Annotated in this window: 25 protein-coding genes; 12 read left to right on the top strand and 13 right to left on the bottom strand. The window is 74.5% G+C overall.

Annotated features, from left to right (window positions below):
- Positions 1-75 precede the first annotated feature (75 nt).
- Both Z164_RS0111830 and Z164_RS0111825 read left to right on the top strand, forming a co-directional pair.
- Positions 76-1,491, top strand: coding sequence for a M16 family metallopeptidase (locus Z164_RS0111830; RefSeq protein WP_024890898.1), 1,416 nt, complete (start codon positions 76-78; stop codon positions 1,489-1,491).
- Between the two features lie 11 nt (positions 1,492-1,502).
- On the top strand, positions 1,503-2,969 hold the full coding sequence (locus Z164_RS0111825) for a M16 family metallopeptidase (RefSeq protein ID WP_024890897.1): 1,467 nt from the start codon (positions 1,503-1,505) through the stop codon (positions 2,967-2,969).
- A gap of 139 nt (positions 2,970-3,108) precedes the next feature.
- Here Z164_RS0111825 and Z164_RS0111820 read toward each other — a convergent pair whose 3' ends face one another.
- A complete protein-coding gene (locus Z164_RS0111820) occupies positions 3,109-3,984 on the bottom strand; it encodes a bile acid:sodium symporter family protein (RefSeq protein WP_024890896.1) in 876 nt (291 codons plus the stop codon).
- 219 nt (positions 3,985-4,203) lie between these two features.
- On the opposite strand from Z164_RS0111820, the gene Z164_RS0111815 reads away from it, so the two are divergent.
- A complete protein-coding gene (locus Z164_RS0111815) occupies positions 4,204-4,878 on the top strand; it encodes a class I SAM-dependent methyltransferase (RefSeq protein WP_024890895.1) in 675 nt (224 codons plus the stop codon).
- A 133-nt stretch (positions 4,879-5,011) separates the two neighbouring features.
- Here the strand turns inward: Z164_RS0111815 and Z164_RS21970 are convergent, their stop codons facing one another.
- Together Z164_RS21970 and Z164_RS0111805 are read right to left on the bottom strand one after the other, a co-directional pair.
- Positions 5,012-5,695 carry a C40 family peptidase gene (locus tag Z164_RS21970; RefSeq protein WP_024890894.1) on the bottom strand — a complete coding sequence of 228 codons (684 nt, stop codon included), beginning with the start codon at positions 5,693-5,695 and terminating at the stop codon, positions 5,012-5,014.
- A 124-nt stretch (positions 5,696-5,819) separates the two neighbouring features.
- The gene (locus Z164_RS0111805) at positions 5,820-6,383 is read right to left on the bottom strand and encodes a C40 family peptidase (RefSeq protein ID WP_081770170.1); all 564 of its coding nucleotides are present in this window, start codon (positions 6,381-6,383) and stop codon (positions 5,820-5,822) included.
- Positions 6,384-6,488: 105 nt separating this feature from the next.
- On the opposite strand from Z164_RS0111805, the gene Z164_RS0111800 reads away from it, so the two are divergent.
- The 4 genes from Z164_RS0111800 to gorA are packed head-to-tail and all read left to right on the top strand — an operon-like array spanning position 6,489 to position 10,856.
- Positions 6,489-6,968 carry an FKBP-type peptidyl-prolyl cis-trans isomerase gene (locus Z164_RS0111800; RefSeq protein WP_024890892.1) on the top strand — a complete coding sequence of 160 codons (480 nt, stop codon included), beginning with the start codon at positions 6,489-6,491 and terminating at the stop codon, positions 6,966-6,968.
- A 42-nt stretch (positions 6,969-7,010) separates the two neighbouring features.
- Positions 7,011-8,231, top strand: coding sequence for a DUF418 domain-containing protein (locus Z164_RS0111795; protein ID WP_024890891.1), 1,221 nt, complete (start codon positions 7,011-7,013; stop codon positions 8,229-8,231).
- Positions 8,232-8,235: 4 nt separating this feature from the next.
- Positions 8,236-9,483 (top strand): NAD(P)/FAD-dependent oxidoreductase, encoded by a 1,248-nt coding sequence (locus Z164_RS23355; RefSeq protein WP_024890890.1) that lies wholly within the window; start codon positions 8,236-8,238, stop codon positions 9,481-9,483.
- Positions 9,480-10,856, top strand: coding sequence for a glutathione-disulfide reductase (gene gorA, locus Z164_RS0111785; RefSeq protein ID WP_024890889.1), 1,377 nt, complete (start codon positions 9,480-9,482; stop codon positions 10,854-10,856). Before Z164_RS23355 ends, gorA begins: the two co-directional genes overlap by 4 nt.
- A gap of 221 nt (positions 10,857-11,077) precedes the next feature.
- Here the strand turns inward: gorA and Z164_RS0111780 are convergent, their stop codons facing one another.
- Positions 11,078-12,304 (bottom strand): serine hydrolase domain-containing protein, encoded by a 1,227-nt coding sequence (locus Z164_RS0111780; protein ID WP_081770168.1) that lies wholly within the window; start codon positions 12,302-12,304, stop codon positions 11,078-11,080.
- An 80-nt stretch (positions 12,305-12,384) separates the two neighbouring features.
- Here Z164_RS0111780 and Z164_RS20495 point away from each other — a divergent pair, with 80 nt between their 5' ends.
- Entirely contained in the window at positions 12,385-13,296 is a 912-nt protein-coding gene (locus tag Z164_RS20495) for a LysR family transcriptional regulator (RefSeq protein WP_236621794.1), read from the top strand.
- 44 nt (positions 13,297-13,340) lie between these two features.
- Positions 13,341-14,135 carry an N-formylglutamate deformylase gene (hutG, locus tag Z164_RS20490; RefSeq protein WP_043689961.1) on the top strand — a complete coding sequence of 265 codons (795 nt, stop codon included), beginning with the start codon at positions 13,341-13,343 and terminating at the stop codon, positions 14,133-14,135.
- A gap of 37 nt (positions 14,136-14,172) precedes the next feature.
- Here hutG and Z164_RS0111765 read toward each other — a convergent pair whose 3' ends face one another.
- The 3 genes from Z164_RS0111765 to Z164_RS20480 are packed head-to-tail and all read right to left on the bottom strand — an operon-like array spanning position 14,173 to position 16,725.
- On the bottom strand, positions 14,173-15,423 hold the full coding sequence (locus Z164_RS0111765) for an endonuclease/exonuclease/phosphatase family protein (protein WP_024890887.1): 1,251 nt from the start codon (positions 15,421-15,423) through the stop codon (positions 14,173-14,175).
- A complete protein-coding gene (locus tag Z164_RS20485) occupies positions 15,420-16,139 on the bottom strand; it encodes an arginyltransferase (RefSeq protein WP_043689960.1) in 720 nt (239 codons plus the stop codon). Before Z164_RS20485 ends, Z164_RS0111765 begins: the two co-directional genes overlap by 4 nt.
- Before the next feature lie 10 nt (positions 16,140-16,149).
- Positions 16,150-16,725 (bottom strand): hypothetical protein, encoded by a 576-nt coding sequence (locus Z164_RS20480; RefSeq protein ID WP_043689959.1) that lies wholly within the window; start codon positions 16,723-16,725, stop codon positions 16,150-16,152.
- A gap of 129 nt (positions 16,726-16,854) precedes the next feature.
- On the opposite strand from Z164_RS20480, the gene Z164_RS0111755 reads away from it, so the two are divergent.
- Positions 16,855-17,583, top strand: coding sequence for an EF-hand domain-containing protein (locus Z164_RS0111755; protein WP_024890886.1), 729 nt, complete (start codon positions 16,855-16,857; stop codon positions 17,581-17,583).
- A 536-nt stretch (positions 17,584-18,119) separates the two neighbouring features.
- Here Z164_RS0111755 and Z164_RS0111750 read toward each other — a convergent pair.
- The 5 genes from Z164_RS0111750 to Z164_RS0111730 all read right to left on the bottom strand — a co-directional run bounded on the left by Z164_RS0111750 (position 18,120) and on the right by Z164_RS0111730 (position 22,331).
- Positions 18,120-19,034 (bottom strand): LysR family transcriptional regulator, encoded by a 915-nt coding sequence (locus Z164_RS0111750; protein ID WP_024890885.1) that lies wholly within the window; start codon positions 19,032-19,034, stop codon positions 18,120-18,122.
- A gap of 101 nt (positions 19,035-19,135) precedes the next feature.
- Positions 19,136-20,266: an RNA polymerase sigma factor gene (locus Z164_RS0111745; RefSeq protein ID WP_024890884.1), complete on the bottom strand. Its 1,131-nt coding sequence runs from the start codon at positions 20,264-20,266 to the stop codon at positions 19,136-19,138.
- Between the two features lie 110 nt (positions 20,267-20,376).
- The gene (locus Z164_RS20475) at positions 20,377-20,769 is read right to left on the bottom strand and encodes a putative signal transducing protein (protein WP_043689977.1); all 393 of its coding nucleotides are present in this window, start codon (positions 20,767-20,769) and stop codon (positions 20,377-20,379) included.
- A gap of 13 nt (positions 20,770-20,782) precedes the next feature.
- Positions 20,783-21,679, bottom strand: coding sequence for an acyl-CoA thioesterase II (gene tesB, locus Z164_RS0111735; RefSeq protein ID WP_024890883.1), 897 nt, complete (start codon positions 21,677-21,679; stop codon positions 20,783-20,785).
- A 70-nt stretch (positions 21,680-21,749) separates the two neighbouring features.
- Complete coding sequence (locus tag Z164_RS0111730) at positions 21,750-22,331, bottom strand: N-acetylmuramoyl-L-alanine amidase (RefSeq protein ID WP_024890882.1); 582 nt, start codon at positions 22,329-22,331, stop codon at positions 21,750-21,752.
- 24 nt (positions 22,332-22,355) lie between these two features.
- Between Z164_RS0111730 and Z164_RS0111725 the strand changes: the two genes are divergently transcribed.
- Positions 22,356-22,859 (top strand): MOSC domain-containing protein, encoded by a 504-nt coding sequence (locus Z164_RS0111725; protein WP_043689957.1) that lies wholly within the window; start codon positions 22,356-22,358, stop codon positions 22,857-22,859.
- Complete coding sequence (locus Z164_RS0111720; protein ID WP_024890880.1) at positions 22,856-23,392, top strand: alpha/beta hydrolase; 537 nt, start codon at positions 22,856-22,858, stop codon at positions 23,390-23,392. Before Z164_RS0111725 ends, Z164_RS0111720 begins: the two co-directional genes overlap by 4 nt.
- Here Z164_RS0111720 and Z164_RS22810 read toward each other — a convergent pair.
- The coding region (locus tag Z164_RS22810; protein WP_043689956.1) for a hypothetical protein at positions 23,389-23,568 on the bottom strand (180 nt) is incomplete at its 5' end. The genes Z164_RS0111720 and Z164_RS22810 overlap by 4 nt on opposite strands.

The raw sequence follows: 23,568 nt of genomic DNA, 5'->3' as shown, positions 1-23,568 counted from the left end.
CGGCGCGCTGCGCCCGGCCGGCGGCTGGCTTATAGTCGGGCGACGGCCCGCGGACCGGGCCGGGAGGACTTCCCCATGCACCGCAAGGCCGTCATCGGCAGCGCGCTCGCGCTGCTCGCCTGGCTCTCCGCGCCGGTCGCCGCGCAGCAGGCCGACCGCTGGACCATCCCCATCCAGACCCATACCCTCGACAACGGCCTGACCGTGGTCGTGTCCGAGGACCGCAGCTCGCCGACGGTCGGCGTCAGCGTGGTCTACCACGTCGGCATGCGGCTGGAGCCGGAGAACCGCACCGGCTTCGCCCACCTGTTCGAGCACCTGATGTTCCAGGGCACGCCGGTGGCGCCGAAGGGCGTGTTCGACCGGGTCATCCAGGGCGGCGGCGGCATCCTCAACGGGTCCACCCGCGCCGACTTCACCAACTACATCGAGACCGCGCCGGTCTCGGCCCTGCGGCCGATCCTGTGGCTGGAGGCCGACCGCATGAAGACGCTCGACTTCTCGCCGCAGAACCTGCGCAACCAGCAGGACGTGGTGAAGGAGGAGATCCGCGTCAACGTGCACAACCAGCCCTACGGGCTGTTCTTCTGGACCGACCTCAACCGCCTGGCGTTCCAGAAGTGGGCCAACGCGCACGACGGCTACGGCAGCTTCGAGGATCTCGAGAACGCCTCGCTGGCCGACGTGGAAGCCTTCCACCGCGACTACTACGGACCCAACAACGCCGTGATCGGGGTGGTGGGCGACGTCTCCGCGCGCGAGGTCTTCGCCCTGGTCGAGGAGTACTTCGGCGACATCCCCGCGCGCCCGACGCCGCCGCGCCCGGATGTCTCGGAACCGCTCAATACCCGCGAGCGCCGCGAGGCGCAGGCCGATCCGCTGGCGCAGGTGCCGGCGCTGGCGGTGGGCTGGAAGGTGCCGGAGCAGGGCAGCCCCGACCACGCGCCGATGGCGGTGCTGACCCAACTGCTGGCCGGCGGCGACGCGTCGCGGCTGTACCAGGGCCTGGTCAAGGGCCGCGCGCAGCTGCTCAACCTCGATGGCGGCATCAACTGGCCGCTGGGCGGCGCCTGGGACTACGCCGGGCCGACGCAGCTGGTGCTGTTCGCGCTGTACAAGCCCGACGTGGCGCCGGACGCGGTGCTGGCGGCGATCGACGAGGAGATCGCGCGGATCGTCCAGGAAGGCGTGCCGGAGGAGGCGCTGGCGCGCAGCAAGACCAAACTGCTGGCCGATTACGTGGACGGCCTGGAACCCTTCATCTCGCGCGCGGACGAACTGGCCAAGGCGCAGGTGCTGTGGGGCGATGCCGAGACGCTCAACCGCATCCCCGAGTGGATCGCCGGCGTCACCGCCGCCGACGTGCAGCGGGTCGCGCGCACCTATCTCACCACCGCCAACCGCACCGTGATCGATCGCGTGCCTGCCGCGCTGGCGCCGGCGCGTGGCCTCGCGGCGCCCGCTGCCCCGGCCGCGCAACCCACGCCCTGAGGAGGACGACCATGCGATTCCATCGGATTCCCCTGCGCGTGCGTCTGCTGGCGCTGGCCATGCTCGCCGGCCTCGCCGTCCCGGCCGCGGCCCAGCAGCCGGCCGCCGGCGCGGCCTCCCCGGGCGCCGCGCCGGCGCCGCCGACCGCGCTGCCGGCCGGCCTGCCGCCCTACGACCCCGACCGCCCGCTGCCCGAGCTGGGCCTGGTCGAGCGCCGTCTCGACAACGGCCTGACCCTGTGGGTGCTGCCGCGCACCGACGGCCTGCCGAAGGTGAACTACGTGCTGGCGGTGCGCGGCGGGCTGGCCAGCGATCCGGCCGAGCTGCCCGGCATGTCCGATCTGCTGGCCGGCCTGCTCAGCGAGGGCACCGCCTCGCGCAGTTCGGTCGCCATCGCCGAGGCGCTGGAGACGCTGGGCGCATTGCTGGGCGCCAGCGCCAGCGCCGACGGGGTGGTGGTCAGCGCGTCCGGCCTCGCCTCGTCGGCGCGCCCGCTGATCGCGCTGTTCGCCGACGTGGTGCGCAACCCGGCCTTCCCCGACGACGAGGTGCAGCTGGCCAAGGTCAACGCGCTGCAGGGGCTCAAGGTGGCCGAGTCTCAGCCCGGCTACCAGGCCAATCGCGCGATGGCCCGCGCGCTCTACGGCGACCACCCGTACGGCAACCTGCTGCCCACCGAGGCCTCGATCCAGGGCACCGACGTGGCCGCGCTGCGCGCCGCCCACGCGGCGCGCTTCCGCCCCGACCAAGCGCTGCTGGTGATCGCCGGCCGGGTGAGCGCCGACGAGGCGGAGCGCCTGGCGCGCGCGGCCTTCGGCGACTGGGCGGGCGAGGGCGCACCGGTCGCCCCGGTGCCGGCGCCCGATGCCGCGCACGCGCCGCGCCACGTGCTGGTGCCGCGCCAGAACAGCGTGCAGTCGGCGGTGCGCATCGGTCGCCCGGCCTTCGCCGCGGCCGACGAGCGCGCGGTGCCGGCCGCGCTGGCCGGCACCATCCTCGGCGGCGGCTTCGACAGCCGGCTGATGCGCAACCTGCGCGAGGACAAGGGCTATACCTACGGCGCCGGCGGCGGATTCGCGCTCAGCCGCGCCGGCGGCGCGTTCCAGGCGCAGGCCGACGTGCGCAACGAGGTCACCGGCGCTTCGATAGGCGAATTCCTGAAGGAGTTCGAGGCGCTGCGGACCGTGCCGGTGCCCGCCGACGAACTCGAGCGCGCCAAGCGCTACACCGCCGGCACCTACCTGTTCCGGAACCAGCAGCAGGGCGCGGTGGCCGCCGCGCTGGCCGGCAACTGGCTGCTCGGCCGCCCGGCCGACTACCTCAGCACCTACGTCGGCAAGACGCAGCAGGTGACCGCCGAGCAGGTGCAGGCCATCGCGCGCGAGTTCTTCGACCCGAAGGCGCAGAGCATCGTGGTGGTGGGCGAGCCGGGGGTGGCGGAGCAGTTGCGCGCTTACGGCGAGTTCGGCACCGACTGAAGCCGGGCAGCCGCCGCAGAGGGCGGCAAGGCCGCCCGCGACCGGCCCTGCGATCGGCTGCGGGCACGCGACGCGCCCGCCTCGCGCCCTCCCGCGGTTCCGGCCGACCGCAGCGCGGGGAGGCGCTGCCCCGGCTGCGTCAGGTCGGCATCGGCGCGGTCTCCGTGCGCCGGCTCGCCGTGTACGCGAACGCTGCGGCGGTGAAGAACATCAACAGGCTGTAGATCGCGGCCGGCACCGACATCGTCGGGTTGCCGAGTACGTTGAGGGCGATGAAGATCGCCAGGGTGCCGTTGTGGATGCCGATCTCCATCGCGATCGCCACCGCCTGCCGTCGCGGCAGGCGCAGCGCGAGCGGGGCGGCGTAGCCGGCGCCCAGGCTGACCAGGTTGAACAGCAGGCAGGCCGCGCCGACCGCGCCGGCATAGCGCACCAGCACCGGCCATTCCTGCGCCACCGCGCCGCCGATCAGCAGCACCAGCACCAGCACCGACAGCAGCCGGATCGGCTTCTCCATCCGTGCCGCGAACCCCGGCGCCAGCGCCCGCACCGCCATGCCGATCGCCACCGGCAGCAGGATGAGCGTGGCGACCTCGACGATCTTGCGCACCGGTGGCGGCACGTACTGGCCCTCGCCGAGGAAGAAGCGCAGCGACAGGTCCAGGATCAGCGGCAGGGTGACCAGGCACAGCAGGCTGTTGACCGCGGTCAGGGTGATGTTGAGCGCCACGTCGCCGCGGGCGAGATGGCTGTAGATGTTGGCCGTGGCCCCGCCCGGCGAGGCCGCCAGCAGCATCAGCCCGACCGCCAGCTCCGGCGGCAGCCGGAACGCCAGCGCCAGCCCGAGGGCGGCCCAGGGCAGCACCGCGGTCTGCAGCAACAGCCCGATCAGCACCGCGCGCGGGTAGCGCGCCACGCGGCGGAAGTCCCCCGGCGTCAGCCCCAGGCCGAGGCCGAGCATGATCGCGCCCAGCGCCAGCGGCAGCAGCAGGTCGGTAAGCAGAGTGGCTTGCATGCGGCGCGTCCCCTTCGGCGCCACGGCGGCGCATGGATCCCCGCGCGAGCATCGCGTCGGCGCCCATGCGAGGCAAGCCGCAATGCAGCGCGGGCAGGCGGCGCAGGCGCGGATCGCGGGTGCGCGGTTGACGTCCGTCGCGATATATAACACCGTAAGTTACATTAGGCCCGCGCATGCCGCCGCGCGCCCGGCCGCCCGCACAGGAGCGATCGATCGATGACAGCCTTTTCCGACCCGGTCGCGGTGTCCGGCTATGCCGACCGGACGGCGCGGATCGTCCCCGCCCTGCGCGACCTGCACCGCATGAGCGGCGTCCTGCTGGCCGAGCGCGCGCCTGCGGAGGCCCGCATCCTGGTGCTGGGCGCCGGCGGCGGGCTGGAACTGGCCGCCTTCGCGGGAATGCAGCCGGCCTGGCGCTTCGAGGCGGTGGACCCGTCGGCCGACATGCTGCAACTGGCCCGCACCGCGCTGGGCCCGCAGGCGCATCGCGCGCACTGGCACGAGGGCCTGATCGACAGCGCGCGCCCAGGGCCGTTCGACGGCGCGACGTGCCTGCTGACGCTGCATTTCCTGCCGCGGGACGAGCGCCTGCGCACGCTGAGGCAACTGCACGCGCGGCTGAAGCCGGGTGCGGCCCTGGTCGTGGCCCACCACAGCTTCGCCAGCCAGGGCCCGGACCCGGACCGCTGGCTCCGGCGCAATGCCGCCTTCGCCTCCGCATCCGGCATCGCGCCGGCGCAGGCGGCCGGCAGCATCGCGGCGATCCGGGAACGCCTGCCGGTCCTGTCGCCCGAACAGGACGCCGCGCTGCTCGGCGAGGCCGGCTTCGTCGACGTCGAACTGTTCTGGTGCGCCTTCACGTTCAAGGGCTGGGTGGCGCGCAGGCCGTGAGGCCCCCGAAGCGGGAGCGTCGTTCTCCAGAGCGTCCAGCCGATCCTTGGCCGCCCGATGGGCACCCGCGCCTCGGGGCGGGGACAAAAAAATGGGCCACCCGGAGGCGGCCCTGGAGCGACGAGGTGGGGCGTCAGACGCCGGCGACGCGCCGGGCCTGCATGAACTTGCCGGCCCAGTAGCCGGTGTCGAGTTCGGACACGGTGACGTCGCGACCGCTGCGCGGGGCGTGCAGGAAGCGGCCCTCGCCCAGGTAGATGCCGACGTGGTCGATGCGGCTGCCGCGGCGGCTGAAGAACACCAGGTCGCCGGCGTCGAGCTGGTCGCGGGCGACGCGTTGCCCGGCCGAGGCCATGTCGCGGGAGACCCGCGGCAGCTCGATGCCCAGCGCGGTGCGGAAGACGTAGCTGACCAGGCCGCTGCAGTCGAAGCCGCGCTCCGGAGAGGTGCCGCCCCAGCGATACGGGGTGCCCAGCAGGGTCATCGCGCGCTGCAGCAGGGTCTGCACGCCGGCGCGGGCCGGCTCGGGCCGGGCGGCGGCTTCCTGGCGGATCAGATCGGCCGCGGCGATCAGCTGGTTGACGTCGGAGGCGAACAGGACTTCCGGGCCGCCGGCGGGCAGGGGGTCGGCCAGCTGCTGGCTGATGGTCGAGGCGACGGGCAGCTGATCGGCCGAGTCGCCGGCCAGGCCCGGTGCGGCGACGGCCGGGAATGCGGCGGCGCCCAGCAGTGCGACGAGGAGGAAACGGGAGGTCCGCCGGATTCGACGGGGCGCGGTGGCGGCGGTGCGGCCGGAGTTCGGTTCGTCAGTCGTCACGCGGGGTCAGGAATGTTGGCGTGGCGTGATGGTGCCCGACCCCTCCCCCAAGGGGGTTAAGAAACAGTTAATGAATAGGCGGATCACCTGCCTGAATAGGCAAAACGGTCAAAACGTCCAGGCGTCACAGGACCCGGCGCGCGCCCGAATAGTGATCGCGCCAGTAGTGACCGTCGAGGTGGTCCAGGCGCACCGTGCCGCCGCTGCTGGGCGCATGCACGAAACGGCCCTCGCCGACGTAGATGCCGACGTGGGTCACGTTGCCGCGGCTGCCGAAGAAGACCAGGTCGCCGGAAGCCAGCCGCTCGGGCGCGATCCGCGGGCCCTGGACCTCGGCCAGTTCGCGCGAACTGCGCGGCAGGCGCAGGTCGAGCATGTCGCGGTAGACGTAGTTGACCAGGCCGCTGCAGTCGAAACCGCCCTCCGGCGTGTTGCCGCCGAAGCGATAGGGCGTGCCGACCAGGCTGATCGCGCGGATCACCACCGCGTTGGCGGCGGCGGGGTCGGCGGGCGCGACCGCGGGCCAGGCCCGTTGCGCGGCGGCGGTCGGCGCGGCGGCGGGGCGCACGTCGTCGCGCCCGCAGCCGGCGAGCAGCGCCAGCGCGAGCGCGGCGGCGCCGCATGCGAGCGCATGCGGGCGCGCGGCGGTTGGCGTGGCGCGGCCGAAGCCGGGATAATCGGCGCTCATCGGGCCGCATGTTGGCCGATCGCCGCGGCGATTTGAAGCGCCGGCCCCGAGCCCCCCACTTCCGCTCTCCACGCGGCCGCCCGTGCCGCGCCACCAGGATCGCCCATGAAGATCGAGAAAGACCGCGTCGTCCGCTTCCACTACACCGTGTCCGAACCCGGCCAGGACCCGGTGGAGAGCTCCAGGGACCGCGAGCCGCTGGCGATCCTGATCGGCCACGGCAACATCATCCCGGGCCTGGAGAAGGCGCTGGAAGGCCGCGAGGCCGGCGAGCGCTTCGGCGCCGAGGTGCCCGCCGCCGAGGCCTACGGCGAGCGCCGCGAGGGCCTGACCCAGCGCGTGCCGAAGAAGCACTTCGGCGCGCAGCGGCTGGCGCCGGGCATGCAGACCGTGCTGCAGACCAACTTCGGCCCGCGCGCGGTGACCATCGAGAAGGTCGGCATGACCGTGGTCGACGTCGATCTCAACCACCCGATGGCCGGCAAGGACCTGCACTTCGACATCGAGGTGGTCGAGGTGCGCGAGGCGACGCCGGAAGAGATCGAGCACGGCCACGTGCACGGGGACGGCGGCCACCACCACTGAGGCCCCGGAAGCCGCGCGCGACCGTTCGGGACCGGGCACCTCATGCAGCCGTCGTGGGCGCCGGTGGACGTTCGCGAGCGCCTCGGCCTGCTGGATGCGACGCGCGCGGCGGCGCTGCTCGGGATCTTCGTCGTCAACCTGGAGTGGTTCAACCGCCCCTGGGAAGCCTTCGGCACCGGGGCGCGGCCGGATCTCGCCGGCGCCGACGCGGCGGTGGCCTGGGCGGTGCAGGTGTTCGTCGCCGGCAAGGCCTGGGTGCTGTTCTCGCTGCTGTTCGGCATCGGTTTCGCGCTGATGCAGGCGCGCGCGGAGCGGGCGGGGCGCGATTTCGCGGCCGCGTACCGGCGCCGCGCGTGGTCGCTGCTGGCCATCGGCCTCGCGCACGGGGTGCTGCTGTGGCCCGGCGACGTGCTGCGCAGCTACGCGCTGGCGGCGTTGCTGATGCTGGGTCTGCGCGACTGGCCGCCGCGGCTGCAGCGCGACCTGGGGCTTGCGCTGTACCTCGGCATCGCCGGGCTGAGCGTGGCGATGACCGGGTTGGCGCTGATCGGCGACGGCGGGCGCGGACCGTGGCAGGAGCCGGCCGCCGCGGCCGTCTCCGAGCGCGTGTACGCCACCGGCGGCTACCTGCAGGTCACCGCGCAGCGCGCCCGCGACCTGCTGCGCATGATGGTCGGGGACATCGGCCTGGTGCCGATGGCGCTGGGCACGTTCCTCGTCGGCAGCTGGCTGCTGCGCAGCGGTCGCATCGCCGAGCCCGGGCGCCATCTCCGGTACCACCGGCGCATGGCCTGGGTGGCGATGCCGGTGGGCCTGGGCGGCTGCGCGGCGATCGCGCTGGCGTTCGGGACCGGCGGCGCGCAGGCCGGCGGGGAAGGGCGCTGGCTGTTCGCCGCCAGCCTGCAGCAGTTCGCCGCGCTGCCGGCAGCGCTGGGCATCCTGTCGGCGCTGAGCCTGCTCTGGCTGCGTCCGGCGGGCGCGCGCGCGCTTTCGGCGATCGCGCCGGCCGGACGCATGGCGCTGACCCACTACCTGCTGCAGTCGCTGCTCGCCTCCACCCTGTTCTACGGCTACGGCTTCGCGCTGTGGGGCCGGCTCGGGCCGGCGGCGCTGCTGGCGCTGGCGCTGGCCACCTTCGCGCTGCAGGTGCTGGTCAGCCGCTGGTGGCTGGCGTGCTACCGCTTCGGCCCGGCGGAGTGGCTATGGCGCTGGGCGACGTACGGGCGACGGCCGCCGCTGCGCGTGCGCGGCCGCGTAGACTGATGCGATGGATACTTCGGACGACGTACTGATCGTGGGCGGCGGCGTGGTCGGGCTCGCCAGCGCGCTGGCGCTGCTCGAGACCGGGCGCCGCGTGCGCGTGCTGGAGGCCGGCACCGCCGGCTGCGGCAGTTCGCACGGCAACTGCGGCACCATCACCCCCAGCCACGCCGCGCCGCTGGCCGCGCCCGGCGCGATCGGCAAGGCGCTGGGCTGGATGCTGACGCCCGACGCGCCGTTCTACGTGAAGCCGCGCTTCGACCCGGCGCTGTGGCGCTGGATGCTGGGCTTCGCCGCGCGCAGCAACCGGCGCGACTGGACCCGCGCGATGGCGGCGCGCGCGGCCATCCTGCAGGCCTCGCGTGAGGCGCTGCCGGAGTGGATCGCGCGCTACGGGCTGGACTGCGAGTTCGAGGCCAGCGGCGTCGACTACGTGTACCGCGACGCCCGCGAACTGGATCGCTTCGGCGCCGAAGCCGAGGCCCTGCGCGCGCTCGGCATCGCGGTGGAGATCGTCGGCGGAACGGAGTACCTGCGCGAGGAGCCGGCCCTGCGCGAGGGCGTGGCCGGCGTGGTCCGCTTCCCGGGCGACGCGCGGCTGCGGCCGGACCGCTACGTCGCCGGCCTGGCGCGGGCGGTACGCGAGCGCGGCGGCGCGATCGAGGAGGGATGCGCGGTGGAGGCGATCGAGGCGTCCGCCGATGGCGTGCGCGCGCGCACCGTGCGCGGGCGCTTCGCTGCGCGCGATCTGGTGCTCGCCGCGGGCGCGTGGTCGCCGAAGATCGGCCGCGCGCTCGGCCTGCGGATCCCGGTGCAGCCCGGCAAGGGCTACTCGATCACCTACAGCCGCCCGGCGCTGGCGCCGAAGCGGCCGATCGTGCTCAAGGAGCGCAGCGTCTGCGTCACCGTGTGGGACAGCGGCTACCGGCTCGGCAGCACGATGGAGTTTTCCGGCTACGACACCACTCTCAACCGCCGGCGCCTGGACGCGCTGGAGCGCGGCGCCGCCGAATACCTGCACGAGCCGGTCGGCCCGCGCAAGGAAGAGGAATGGTACGGCTGGCGGCCGCTGGCGATCGACGACATGCCGCTGATCGGCCGCGCGCCCGGCCATGCCCACGTCTGGCTGGCGACCGGGCACGGCATGCTCGGGGTCAGCATGAGCGCGGCGACCGCGCGCCTGGTCGCCGAGCTGGTGAGCGGCGCCGCGCCGCACCTCGATCCGGCGCCGTTCGACCCGGCGCGCTTCGGGTGAGCGCGACCGATCCGCTGCGCTTCGACCTGGTGGTCCTGGGCGGCGGCTCCGGCGGCCTGGCCGGCGCGTTCCGCGCCGCCGAGCATGGCGCCCGGGTGGCGTTGCTGGAACCGGGCGAGCTGGGCGGCACCTGCGTCAACGCCGGCTGCGTGCCGAAGAAGGCGATGTGGCTGGCCGCCGATCTCGCCCACCGGGTCGGCCATGCCGCGGCGCTGGGGTTCGCGGTGCCGCCGCGCCCGGCCTTCGGCTGGCGGGTGTTCCTGACCGACCGCCAGCGCTACATCGCCGGCATCCATCAGAGCTACCGCGAGCGCCTGGATCGCGCCGGGATCGTGTGGATGCCCCAGCGCGGGCGGCTGCTGGACGCGCGCACCGTGGAGACCGCCGACGGCGTGCGCCTGCGCGCGCGCCGCATCCTGATCGCCACCGGTTCGCGGCCCGTGCGCCCGGACCTGCCCGGCGCCGAACTGGCCGGCACCTCCGACGACTTCTTCGCCTGGTGCGACGCGCCGGCGCGGGTGGCGCTGGTGGGCGGCGGCTACATCGCGGTGGAACTGGCCGGCGTGCTGCAGGCGCTGGGCAGCGCGGTGGACGTGTACGCGCGCTCGCCGCGGCTGCTGCCCAACGCCGATGCCGAGATCGCGGAGCAGTTGCAGGAACACTACCGTCAGCTCGGCACCGGCCTGCATCTGGGCTACGACCTGGCCGCGCTGGAACGCGACGGCGCGCGCGTACGCCTGCGCGCCGACGACGGCGCCCGCAGCGAGCCCTACGACGCCGTGCTGCTGGCCGTGGGCCGGCGCGCGAATACCGACGATCTGGGCCTGGAGGCGGCCGGGGTGGCGCTCGACGAGCGCGGCAACATCGCCGTGGACGCGCGCCAGGACACCCGCGCCGAGGGCGTCCACGCCGTCGGCGACGTCACCGGCAAGGCCACCCTGACCCCGGTCGCGATCGCGGCCGCGCGCCGGCTGATGGACCGGCTGTTCGGCGGCCGCCCGGACGCGCGGCTCGACTACACCGGCATCCCCACCGTGGTGTTCGCGCATCCGCCGCTGGGCGGCGTGGGCCTGACCGAGGCGCAGGCGCGCGAGGCGCACGGCGAGCGGGTGCGCGTGTACCGCACCCGCTTCCGGCCGATGCTGCAGGCGCTGGCGGACACCTCGCTGTGCAGCCTGTTCAAGCTGGTCTGCGTGGCCGAGGGCGAGGCGCCGGCGCAGCAGCGCGTGGTCGGCATCCACCTGATCGGCGAGGCCGCCGACGAGATCCTGCAGGGTTTCGCGGTGGCGCTGAAGATGGGCGCGACCCTGGCCGACCTGCGCGACACCGTCGCCCTGCACCCGACCAGCGCCGAGGAGCTGGTGCTGCTTTAGGCCGCAAGGCGTATCCGCATTCGACCCGTAGCGCCGAAGCTGTCCCGGCTTCCGCACGTTGGGTCATGTCATCTCCGCCACCGGGACCGCGTCGTCCCTCTCCCGCAAGCGGGTGCCGTCCCTTCTCCCGCAAGCGGGCCCACGTTGTTCCTTCTCCCGCAAGCGGGAGAAGGTGGCGCGCAGCGCCGGATGAGGGCACGTTCGCCGAGTATCGATACAGTCTAGGGCGCCATGCCGTACACGGCGTCGCGCACCTCGGCCGGGAATGCGCCCGACATGCCCTCGAAGGCGGTGTTGGTCAGCGCCACCACGCTCAGCCCCGCCACCGGATCGACGAACCAGCTGTGGCCGTAGGCGCCACCCCATTGCAGGGTGCCGCGATGCTGTGGCGTGCCGGCCGCGGCCGGGTCCTCCAGCACGGCCCAGCCGTAGCCGAAGCCCCAGCCCGGTCCCTGCGTCTGCGCCTGCGCGCCGACCTGGTCGCGGCGCATCTGGGCCACGGTCTCCGGCCGCAGCAGCGCGCCGCCGCCGCTGCGCACGGCCTCCAGCAGGCGAACGAAATCGCCGGCGGTCCCGACCATGCCGCCGCCGCCGGAGGGGAACGCGCTGCGGTCGGCGGCGCGGTCCGGGGCGAAGCGGACCGCGTGGCCGATCTCCGCCGGCAGCGGCACCGCGATCTCCGCCGGCATCCGCACCGGCGCCGGGGCGCCGTCGGCGTAGGGCACCGCCAGCGCGCCGGGATCGACGGCGACGAAGCCGGTGTCGAGCATGCCCAGCGGGCCGGTGACCAGTTGCGCCACCGCTTCGGGCAACGAGCGCCCGCTCGCGCGCTCGATGACCGCGCCCAGCACGTCGATGCCCAGCGAGTAGCGCCAGGCCGTGCCCGGCGCGAAGTGCAGCGGCGCGCGGGCGAGCCGCTGCAGGTTCTCGTCGAGGTCGATGCCGGCGTGGTCCAGACCGTCCGACACGCCCAGGCGGTGATAGGGCCCGTCCTCCGGTTCCTGGAAGCCGTAGCCGAGCCCGCTGGTGTGGGTGAGCAGGTGGTGCAGGGCGACGACGGGCTCGCTCCCGTCGGCCAGCCGCGGCCGGAACCCGGGCAGCCAGCGGGTCACCGGATCGTCCAGGCGCAGGCGGCCCTGCTCGACCAGGCGCATCAACGCCACCGAGACCACCGGCTTGGTCATCGAGGCCAGCCGGAACGGCGTGTCCACGGTCATCGGCCGGCCCGCCTCGCGGTCGGCCAGGCCGGCGGCGCGCGCGTGGACGATGCGGCCGTCGCGGGCGACCACGACCACCGCGCCGACGATGCGGCCCTCGGCCACGGCGCGCTCGAGCACCCGGTCGACCCGGGCGGCGAGGGCGGCGTCCTGCGGGTGCGGCGCTTCGACGGGCGGCGGGACGGGGGCGGTGGCGATCGCGGCGGCGAGCAGCGGAGTCAGGAGGTCCATGACGGCGATGGAGGCGGGGAAGGGGCGCCTACAATGACCGCGTAAGCGGTAAGCAGAAAGGGTGCTAGCCTTCATCCATCATGAAGAAAGACTTCAGGATGAAGGCCGCGCCGCTGGCCGCGCTGCCGCTGTTCGAGCTGGTCGCGCGCACCGGCAGCTTCACCCGCGCCGCCGACCGGCTCGGCATCAGCGCCTCGGCGGTCTCGCAGGGCATCCGCGGGCTGGAGCAGCGGCTGGGCGTGCGCCTGTTCCACCGCAGCAGCCGGCGACTGGCGCTCAGCGAGGCGGGGCAGGAACTGCTGGAGGCCGTGGGCCCGTCGCTGGAGCGCATCGATGCCTCGCTGCAGCAGTTGCAGGCGCGCCGGCAGGGGCCGTCGGGCCTGCTGCGGATCAACCTGCCGCGGGTGGTCGCCGAGACCTATGTGCTGCCGCGCCTGCCCGACTTCGTCGCGCGCTATCCCGAGGTGCAGGTGGAGCTGTTCACCGACGACACCTTCGCCGACCTGGTGCGCGGCGGCTTCGATGCCGGCATCCGGCTGGGCTGCAAGCTCGCCGGCGACATGGTCTCGCTGCCGATCGACCGCGGGCAGCGGCGGGTGGTGGTCGCCAGCCCGGCCTATCTGCGCGCCCACGGCGCCCCGGCGACGCCGGCGGACCTGGCCGGCCACGACTGCATCCGCTTCCGCCTGCCCGGCAGCGGGCGGCTGGAGCCCTGGCGTTTCGACCTCGACGGCCGGACGGTCGAGGTCGAGGTGCAGGGCCGGCTGATCCTGTCCGACGACGCCTTCGCCCGCGAGGCGGCCTGCGCGGGCTTCGGGCTGTCGCAGCGCTTCGCCGACAGCGTGCGCGCCGAGCTGGCCGACGGCCGGCTGGTGCGCGTGCTGACCGCGTTCGAGCACCAGGGCGACGCCTTCCACATCTACTACCCCTCGCGCCGGCAATTGCCGCCCAAGCTGCGGGTGTTCGTGGCGTTCCTGCGCGAGGGCCTGTAGCGCCGCCGGCCCGGCGGTCCGTCGCGCTGGCCTACAATCGCCCGATGCCTACCGAGATCTTCCGGCTCCACCGCGGCGACGCGCCGCTGCTGGTCAGCATTCCCCACAACGGCACCGAGCTGCCGGAGGCCATCGCCGCGCGGCTGGCGCCCGCGTCGCGCCGCGTGCCCGACACCGATTGGCACCTCGACCGGCTCTACGCGTTCGCGCGCGAGCTGGGGGCATCCGTCCTCGTGCCGCGCTATTCGCGCTACGTGATCGACCTCAACCGCGCCGAGGACGACGCCTCGCTCTATCCCGGCCAGAACACCACCGGCCTGTGCCCCGTGGTCCGCTTCGACGGCGAACCCGTGTACCTGGACGGCCAGGCGCCGGCTCCGGACGAGGTGGCCGAGCGGGTGGAGACGTACTGGCGGCCCTACCACCGCGCGCTGGCGGAGGAGCTCGAACGCCTGCGCGCCCTGCACGGCCGGGCGGCGCTGTGGGAGGCGCACTCGATCCGCGGCACCCTGCCGTTCCTGTTCGAGGGCCGCTTGCCCGACCTCAATCTCGGCACCGCCGACGGCGCCAGCTGCGCGAGCGCCCTGCAGGCGCGGCTGGAAGCCGAACTGGCGGCGCAGACCGGCTACGACTTCGTCGTCAACGGCCGGTTCAAGGGCGGCTACATCACCCGCCACTACGGCGACCCGGCGCGCGGCATCGATGCGGTGCAGCTGGAGATCAGCCAGCGCTGCTACATGGACGAGGACAGCTTCGCCTGGTCCGAGGACCGGGCCGCGCGCCTGCAGCCGCTGCTGCGCCGGCTGCTGGCCACGGTGCTGGAGGCCCGCGCCCGATAGCGCGTGCTCGCGCCGCGCGGCGACGCCTCGAGCGGGTTCAGGGACCGCTGCGCCCGGCGCTCGGCGATGCGGGCGCCAGATCGACCCAGACCAGGCGATGGTCGCTGCCATCGACGATGTCGGCGCCGGCCTCGCCCGGCGCCGGCCAGAACACGCCGCTGCCGACGACGCGGAGGCCGACGGACGGCAGCGCGTAGTCGAGGCGCAGGTTGCCGGCGCGCGGGCCGAAGTCGCCGGTGTCGTGGGCGTGCGCGCCGCGGTGGGCGGCGTTGGCGCCGCCGGCCGCCTGCGCCGCCGCCACCGCGCCGTCGCTGCGCGGCGTGGGGTGGCGCAGGACCCGCGGGTGTTCGAGCAATTCCAGGATCGCCTCGTGGACGCCGTCGCCATCCACCGGGTCGTTGTTGAGATCGCCCAGGATCACGAAGCGCGCGTCGGCGGCCAGCCCGCCGCAGCGGCCGGCGTCGTCGCACAGCCAGGGCCGCTCGCCGGGGGAGAGGTACTCCGTCCACAGCCGGATCTCGTCGGCGTTGCGGCGGCCGTTGCGGTCCTCCGGCCCGTCGAAGACCGGCGGCGTGGGATGCGAAGCCAGCACGTGCAGCACGCCCAGCGGCGTGCGCACCGGCACGTCCCAGTGCGATTTCGACGACAGCCGCAGCTGCGCCCACACCGCGTCGGGATGGAACGGCGTTCCGGTGTCCGGGTCGCGCGGCCGGCGCGCGCCGGGCATCGCGCTCCAGCGCAGCCGCTGGAAGGTCCGCGCGGCGTCGGCGTCGATCGGGTAGCGCGACAGCAGCAGCATGCCGTACTGCCCGGGATGCAGGCCGTAGCCCCAGGCGTCGTTGCCGTAGGCGCGGCCCTCGCGGCCGATCCGGCCGTCGCCGTCCAGGTCGAGCCCGCTGGCCACGCCGGTGTTGACCGGTGCGAAGTAGCGGTAGGGGTAGCGCAGCGGCTCGCCGCCGCCGGGCTGCGCAGTCTCCAGGTAGTCGCGCTGGAACAGGTCCGCGGCTTCGCCTCGCGCGTCGTAGTCGAACTCGTTGAGCAGTACCACGTCCGGGCGCACCCGCTGCAGCACCGCGGCGATCTTGCGCGCGGCCGGATCGCCGGCGCGCAGGCGCTCGGCCAGGCCGCCCGCGGTCTCGGCGTACAGGGACGTGTTGTAGGTGGCGATGCGCAGATCGGTCCCGGTCGTGGCGCGGCGGTAGGCGGCGGGATCGCCGTGGACGTGGACGCGCACGCAGCCGGCCAGCAGGCACAGCGCGGCGGCGAGCAGGAGCAGGGTTCGGGTCATGGGTCGTCGTCGGTCGTCTCGCGCCAGCCGCGCCCGTCGAAGCGCTCGAGCGGGCGGAAGCGGCGCTTGTAGTCCATCTTGCGATGGCCGTCGATCCAGTATCCGAGATACAGATGACGGCGGCCATCGCGCAGGCCCCATTCGATCTGGCGCAGGATCGCCAGCGTGCCGAGGCCGCGCGCGGCCTCGTCGGGATCGTAGAAGGTGTAGACCGCTGACAGCGCCTCGGGCGCCAGGTCGGTGACCGCGACCGCGAGCAGGCGCCCGCGCGCGCGCAGTTCCAGGAAGCGGCCCTGCGCCCAGCGCCCGAGCAGGAACTGGTCGAACTCCGCCGCGCCGTGCGTATCCATGCCGCCGCCGGCGTGGCGCGCGCGCAGGTAGCGCCGGTACAGCGCCAGCCGCTCGGCGTTGCGCTCGGCCGGCTGCACGCGCATCTCCACATCGGCGTTGCGGCGCAGGCAGCGGCGCTGCGCGCGATCGGGCGCGAAGCGAGCCAGCGGGATGCGCACCGGCACGCAGGCCCGGCAGCGCAGGCAGTGCGGGCGGTAGACGATGTCGCCGGAGCGGCGGAAGCCCCACTGCAGCGCCTGCCCGTAGAACTGCGGCAGGCGCGCATCGTGCGGATCGAGCACCAGGTCGCGCGCCTCGCGGTCGGCCCAGTAGCCGCACGGGTGGGTGCCGGTGTGGAACAGGCGCAACTGCTCGGATTCGCCCATCGTGCCCGCCTCAGGCGCCCGTCGCCGGCAACGCCCAGGCCGCGAGCCCCGCCCCCAGGCCGGCCAGCGCGCCGGCCGCGAGGTCGCGCGGTGCGTGCCGGCGCAGCGCCAGCCGCGATGCGGCCACCGCCGCGGCGAAGCCCAGCATCGCCACGCCGGCGCCCGGGCGCCAGGCCATCAGCAACAGGCCGGCGTAGACGGCGAAGGCGACGTGCAGGGAGAGCTTGCACCCGCGCGCGGTGGCGAGGGCGGCGGCCACGATCGCGGCCGCCAGCGCCAGCCTCGCCGCGAGCCCGGGCACCGGCGAGGCCAGCGCCAGCAGCGCGCCGATCGCCAGCAGCGGCAGCAGGAAGCGGTTGAGCCCGCGGCGCTCGGCCGGCGCGCTGGCATCCACGTGGGACCAGGCCCCGCGCCGCACCCGCCACCGCGACCAGCCCAGCACCGCCGCGGCCGCCGCGGCGATGCCGCCCAGCGCCGGCGCGGTGCCGGCCGCCTGCCGCGCGGCCAGCGGCGCGACCAGCGCCAGCGGCAGGGTCAGCAGCGGGTGGCCCAGGATGGACACGGCGCGGGCGAGGCGGGGCGGCATGGCGCCAGCATATCGGCGCCCGCGACTGTCGTCGCGCTGAACGCGGCCGGCGCGTTGTCAACGCGGGCGACGCCGGGACCGTTTCCTCTGGCACCTGCGGCCGTCGCGCCGCCCTTCGGAGACAGCCAGATGACACACCGGATCCTCGCCGCCGCCCTGCTGGCGGCGCTCGCTTCGGCCGCGGCGCATGCCGCGTCGCAGGACGACGGCCCGCGCCCGGCGCGATGGTCGCAGCTCGACGCCAACGGCGACGGCGTGGTGGACCGTGCCGAGGCCGCCAGGTCGCCGCGGCTGGCGCAGCGCTTCGATCGGTTCGACCGCAACGGCGACGGCCGCCTGCAGGCCGACGAGCTGCGCCCCGGCCGCGAGGGTCGGCGCGGCCACCGTGGCCACGGCGGTCCCCATGGCGGCGGCGTGGATGCCTTCGCCCGCTTCGACACCGACGGCGATGGTCGCATCAGCCGCGCCGAACTGGAGCAGGCCCGGGCCGAGCGCGAGGCCCGCGCGGCGCAACGGCCCGAGCGTGCCGAGCGCGGCCCGCGCGGCGACGGCCCGCAGCGACCGCAACGGCTCGACCTGCTGGCCCAGTTCGACGCCATCGACGCCGATCGCGACGGCCGCATCGGGCGCGCCGAACTGCGCGCCTGGTTCGAGGCGCAGCGCCCGCAACGCGAGGCCGAGGCCGCGCGCCGCTTCGACGCGCGCTTCGCCGAGGCGGACCTCGACGGCGACGGCAAGCTGAGCCGGATCGAGGTGCAGGAGAAGATGCCGTGGCTGACGGAGCGCTTCGCCTGGCGCGACGAGAACGGCGACGGCTTCCTCAGCCGCGAGGAACTGCGGCCGCCGCAGCGCCGCTGAGCGCACCGCTTCGGGGGTCGGCCCGCGCCGCGTGCGCGGGCCTTTTTTCGGCGCTGCTCACGACTGCCGGGTCGTACCGCTTGCGATTGCGTCGGGATGCGCTGCAGGGCCAGCGACGCCTGGTCGTCAGGACGCCCAGCCCAGGGGGCGGGCCTCGCTTGTCCCTGGCCGGTCTCCACATTCGACCTGCAGCCGAAGCTGTCCTTTCTCCCGCAAGCGGGGCCACCTCGTCCCTTCTCCCGCAAGCGGGCGCATATCGTCCCTTCTCCCGCAAGCGGGGCCACTCGTCCCTTCTCCCGCAAGCGGGCGCATCTTGTTCCTTCTCCCGCAAGCCGCAGCGCCGGATGAGGGCACGTTCGCACGCCCGCGGCGTACCCCCATCCGCCTTCGGCACCTTCCCCCGCTTGCGGGGGAAGGTAAAAACAGGATGCCCCCCGCTTGCGGGGGAAGGAAAAACCAGGAGGCTCCCCGCTTGCGGGGAAGGGAGAAGCAGAGGGCCCCCGCTCGCGACTCGCCGGGAAACCGGACCGCCTGTCCTACGGCGCCGGTCCGGTGCGTCCCGGTTCGCTGTCGACGCCGGCGAGATGGCCCAGCAGCTCACGCATCGCAGCGCCCAGCGCTTCCCAGTCGCGGTAGCACAGGCACAGGCGGCGTCGCGTCCAGCGATCGGCCAGAGCGACGGTGCGGAAGCCGTGGCGTCGATGGCGCGCGGCGATGCGGCGCGGCACGATCGCGACGCCGACGCCGTGGGCGACCATCGCGCACACGCCCTCGAAGGTGCTCGTGCGGATGCGGAAGTCGAGCCGGGCGCCGGCCTCGCGCGCATGGGCATCGATATGGGCCTGCAGCGCGCTGCCCGGCGCCAGGCCGACGAACGGCTGGTCGAGGATCTCGGCGAAGGCGCGGGCAGGGGCGGCGGCCAGCGCGTGGCCGGGCGGCACGATCAGCACCAGGTGGTCGCTGGCCACCGGATGCAGCCGCAGGCCGCTTGCGTCCACGGCGTCGGACACGATCCCGGCCTCGGCGAGCCCGGTCGCGATCGCGCGCACGATCTCCGCGCTGGTGCGCTCCTTCAGTTCGACGCGCAGCCGCGGCCGTGCCGCCAGCCACGGCGCCAGCCGCGGCGGCAGGAACTCGGCGAGCGCGGCGGTGTTGGCGTACAGGCGCAGGGTGCCGCGCGCGCCAGCGGCGAAATCCCGCAATTCGCTGCGCATGCGTTCGCGCTGGCGCAGCAGCGCGCGGGCGTGGTGGGCCAGCGCCTCGCCGGCTTCGGTGGTGGTCACGCCGCGCGGGTGGCGCTCCAGCAGGACCACCCCGGCGTCGGCCTCGATCCGGCGCAGCCGTTCGCTCGCCGACGCCAGCGCCAGGTGCGCGCGCGCCGCGCCCTGGGTGATGCTGCCCGCGTCCACGATGCACAGGAACAGGTGCAGGTCGGCGAGATCGAGCCGCATGGCGCCTCCGGTGTCGCCGGCCTTCGGCCGATCCGAAGGCCCGGCGGGCGCGCGCATTGTGCCAAATGCCGCCGTGGGCGCGGGCGCCACGGCGGGCGTGCTCAGGCGGTCTTGAAGTGCAGCAGCACCAGCATCGCCACGACCGTGATGTTGCTGATGAGCACGCCGCTCGGGCCGAACGAGAGCCGGTAGCCGAGCGTGCGCCAGTAGGCGGTGCGCGGGTTGCGCTGGGCGTCGCGCTGCACCAGCGGCGTCATCGTCCGTGCGAGCGGGCCCAGCAACTGGTAGTTGAGCACGATGAAGGTCGCCGTCACCGCGGCGTAGAACGGCAGCCGCGCGTCGAACAGCGCATAGCAGCCCAGGCACAGCGCGAGGCAGCCCAGCCCGGTCAGCAGGTAGACGTCGTAGCAGCGCAGGATCGCGCGGCGCTCGGTGTCGTTGTCGGCATAGCGCGAGAGCACCCAGCGCATCGCCCAGGCGGTCAGCGCGCCGCTGACGAGGCCGGTGAAGACCGCGCCGATGCCGCCGAACAGCAGCTTGCCGGCCACGCCGCCGGCCAGGGTGCCGCCGGTGGTGGCGACGCCGGCCGCGGCGGCGGGCTTGCTGATGCCGCCCAGCGCGGCGGTGACGGCCACCGCGAAGGCGGTGCCGGGCGCGCTGCCGCTGGCGAAGTCGCGGAAGCGCTCCAGCAGCTCGCTGCGCAGGCAGCGCCGCGCGCGCGACAGGCGCTTGCGCACGGCCGCGTCCGACAGGCCCAGCAGTTCGGCCACCTGGCGCGAGTTCTGGCCTTCGCGGTAGTACAGCAGCAGCACCTCGCGGCTCTCTTCAGGCAGTTCGGAGATCAGCTCGGCGGCGATCGCATCGCGCTCCTGGTCGAGCAAGAGGCCGGCCGGGCACTGGCCGGGATCGGCGGCGCGGGCGATCGCCAGCTCGGCCGCCTCGCCGTCTAGCGGTCGGTTGCGCGAGGCGCGCAGGTGGTCGCGGGCCAGGTTGCGGGTGATCTGCCGCAGCCAGGGCATGAAGCTGGCGGCGTTCTGCAGCCGCGGTAGGTGCTTCCAGGCAGAGAGGAACGCCTCCTGGGCGATGTCCTCGCTGGCCGGCACGTCGCGGGTGATCGCCAGCGCCACCGCGGTGACCGCGTTCTGGCTGGCGGCGACGATGCGCCCGTAGGCGTGCGCGTCGCCGCGGGCTGCGGCCGGCAGCTCGCGGCGGATCAGGTCGTCGATGTGCAGTTCGCAGACGGCGGTTTGCATGGGCTCGGTGGGGGCGCGCTGACCGTGACCAGGACGGCGCCGAGGGCGCAGTGTGACCGAAACGCCGGCGCGGCGCCGGCCGCGGGCGGTCAGACCCGGTAGAGCACGAGCGCCACCACGATGGCGATGCCGATCAGCAGCGCGCGGCGGTAGCGCGCGATCGTCCGCGCCGCGTCCGGGGGCGCGGGGGCGGGCGCCTGCGAGGGCGCGCCGGCGGACGGCGCCGCCATCGGGCGCGTGGTCGGGCCGGCGAGGCCGGCCTCGCGCATCAGCTCGCGCGCGCGCGGCTGGTCCTCCGCGCGGATCACCCACACCGCCGCCTGCGGGCCGCTGTCGGCGCCGGCGCGGTAGCTGAAGTGGCGGCGGCGCTTGCCGTGGTAGGAGCGGCCGTTGGTGATGCGGACCTCGATGCCTTCGCCCTCGAGCAGTTCGGCCACCTTTTCCACGTTCTCGAGCCGCGGGCTGCTGAAGATCTGTCTCACGTGCGCGTCGTTCCTAGTCGTTCGAGGGGACCTGCGCCGCGGCCTCGGCATCGCGCACGACCCGGATCAGGCCCTCCTGCGCGGTGCTGGCCACGAGACGGCCCTCGCGGTCGAAGATCAGCCCGCGCGCCAGGCCGCGCGCATCCTGCGCGCTGGGACTGTCGATGGCGTACAGCAGCCAGTCGTCGACGCGGAACGGGCGATGAAACCACAGCGCGTGGTCGAGCGAGGCCATCTGCACGTTGGGCTGGTAGTAGCTGATCCCGTGCGGGAAGGTCGCGGTGCCGAGCAGGTGGAAGTCGGACGCGTAGGCGAGCAGGGCGCGGTGCAGTTCCGGCGCATCGCCCACGCGCCCGCTCAGGCGGAACCACACCTGCTGGAAGGGCGGGCGCTTCGGCGGGTCGAGTTCGTCGCGCGGATAGACGTGGCGGAACTCGAACGGCCCGGTCCGGCTCAGCCAGCGCTGCACCTTGGTCGGCAGTGTCGCCAGCACCCGTTCGGGCACCGCCGGCGCCGGCGCGATGTCCTCGGGCGCCGGCACCTCCGGCATCGACAGCTGGTGGGTCGCGCCGGCCTCGGCCTGCTGGAACGAGGCGGCGCAGAAGAAGATCACCCGCCCGTGCTGGATCGCGGTCACCCGGCGCACCGAGAAGCTGCCGCCCTCGCGGGTGCGGTCCACCTCGTAGACGATCGGGTGCTCGATGTCGCCGGCGCGCAGGAAGTAGGCGTGCAGCGAGTGCGCGGCGCGCGGCTGGCCGAGCGTGGCCTGGGCGGCCGACAGCGCCTGGCCCAGCACCTGGCCGCCGAACACGTAGCGGGTCCCGATGTCGCGGCTCTGGCCGCGGAACAGGTTGTCCTCCAGCCGTTCCAGCGAGAGCAGTTCGAGCAGTTCGGCGACGTGCGCGTTCATCGGGGCGGGGGCGGCGGGGAGCGCGCGATTATAGGCGCCCGCGCCTGCATCGCCGGCAACCCCGCGCCGCTCAGCCGCCGGCCGGCAGGCGCTGCAGGCCGCAGCGCGCCAGCACCGTCGCCCAGGGAAACAGCGGGCCGGGATCGACCTTGCGCGCGATCGTGCGCCGCGGGTCGTCGGCCGCGGGCAGGCGCTCGGTGTCCAGCTCCTCGTGGCCGGCGATCCAGCGCAGCGCCGGCAGGGTCGAACGCAGCCGGTCCAGCAGGGCGAGCAGGGCCTCGATCTGCGCGTCGGGGTAGGGCTCGGTCATCGCCTGGTGGTCGCTGTCGTACCAGCGCGGGTAGCGGCCCCGGTTGACCAGTTCGATGCCGACCGAGCGCGGGTTCCAGCCGCGCACGTGATTGGCCACGCGCAGCGCCGGCACGTATTCGGTCGCCGAGCCGTCGCGGTCCACGTACCAGTGCCCGCTGGCGCCGGTGCCGCGCTCCGGGTACAGGATGCGCTCGCCGTACGCGCGCGCCATCGCCATGTCCGGCAGCTCGGTGCAGTGCACGACGACCAGGTCGATTGCGTCGGGCGCGCGCGCGGGCAGCCGTTCCACGTAGGGCAGCGGTTGTTCGCGGATGCGCAGCGGCGCGGGGGAGTCCGGCATGGCGCGGATGCTAGCATCCGGGGAATGACCCGCCTGCCGCCGCCCGGTTCCGAACTGCATCGCTTGATGACGCGCTTCCCGGCCGCCGGTCGGGTCGAGTGGATCGGGCTGCGGCCGGCGCGCGACGTGCCCATGCGCGAGGTCGGCGAGGCGCGGGCGCAGGCCGGCGGCGGCCTGGCCGGCGATCGCTACGCCGGCGGCAGCGGCGGCCGTGGGATCACCCTGATCCAGGCCGAGCACCTGCCGGCGATCGCCGCGCTCGCCCGCGCGGCGTCGCTGGCGCCGGCCACGCTGCGGCGCAACCTGGTCGTGTCCGGCATCCCGCTGATCGCGCTGATGGGCCAGCGCTTCCGCATCGGCGGCATGCTGCTGGAAGGCACCGCGCCCTGCGACCCGTGTTCGCGCATGGAGACCGCGCTCGGCCCCGGCGGCTACAACGCCATGCGCGGCATGGGCGGGCTGTGCGCGCGGGTGATCGAGGGCGGCGCGTTGCGGATCGGCGATGCGGTGGAATGGATCGAGGCATGACCACGCGCGGGCACTGCATCCTTTCCCACGGGTTCGAGAGCGGGCCGGAGGCGACCAAGGTGACGGCGTTGGCCGAGGTCGCCCAGCGCCTGGGCTGGACCCATGAGCGGCCCGACTACACCGACCTCGACGCGCGCCGCGAGGCGAGCCCGCTGGGCGACGTGCCGGCGCGCCTGGAGCGGCTGCTGGGGCTCGCGCGGACCGCCGCCGCGCGCGGCCCGCTGGTGCTGGCCGGCTCCAGCCTGGGGGCGTGGATCTCGGGGCGCGTTTCGCTGCAGGTGCCGGTGGCCGGCCTGTTCCTGATGGCGCCGCCGGTGCGCATGGGCGAGGCGCCGCCGCTGGAAGCGGCCACCGTGCCGACCTCGATCGTGCACGGCTGGGACGACGAGCTGATTCCCGCGGGGCACGTGGTGGACTGGGCGTTGCCGCGCCGCGCGCGGCTGCTGCTGGTCGACGACGGCCACCGCCTGGCCGCGCACGTGGAGACCAGCGCCGAGGCCTTCGCGCAGTTGCTGGGCGCGCTCCGCGCCTAGCGCGCGAGGCCCGGTTCGGCGGCTTCGCGGGCCTGCTGCGCGGCGCGCGCGTCCTGCTGCACGGCGCTCGCCAGGCCGGTGCGCTCGGCCGCGTCCGCCTGCGCGCGGCCACGTTCCAGCCACGCCTGCGCGGCCGGGGTGTCCAGCAGCTCGGCGGAGACCTGCGAGAACGCGGC

The sequence above is a fragment of the Luteimonas huabeiensis HB2 genome (assembly GCF_000559025.1).
GTDB lineage: Bacteria > Pseudomonadota > Gammaproteobacteria > Xanthomonadales > Xanthomonadaceae > Luteimonas > Luteimonas huabeiensis.
Note: the sequence above shows the minus strand (reverse complement) of the source record. Positions and strands in the feature narration are given on the sequence as shown.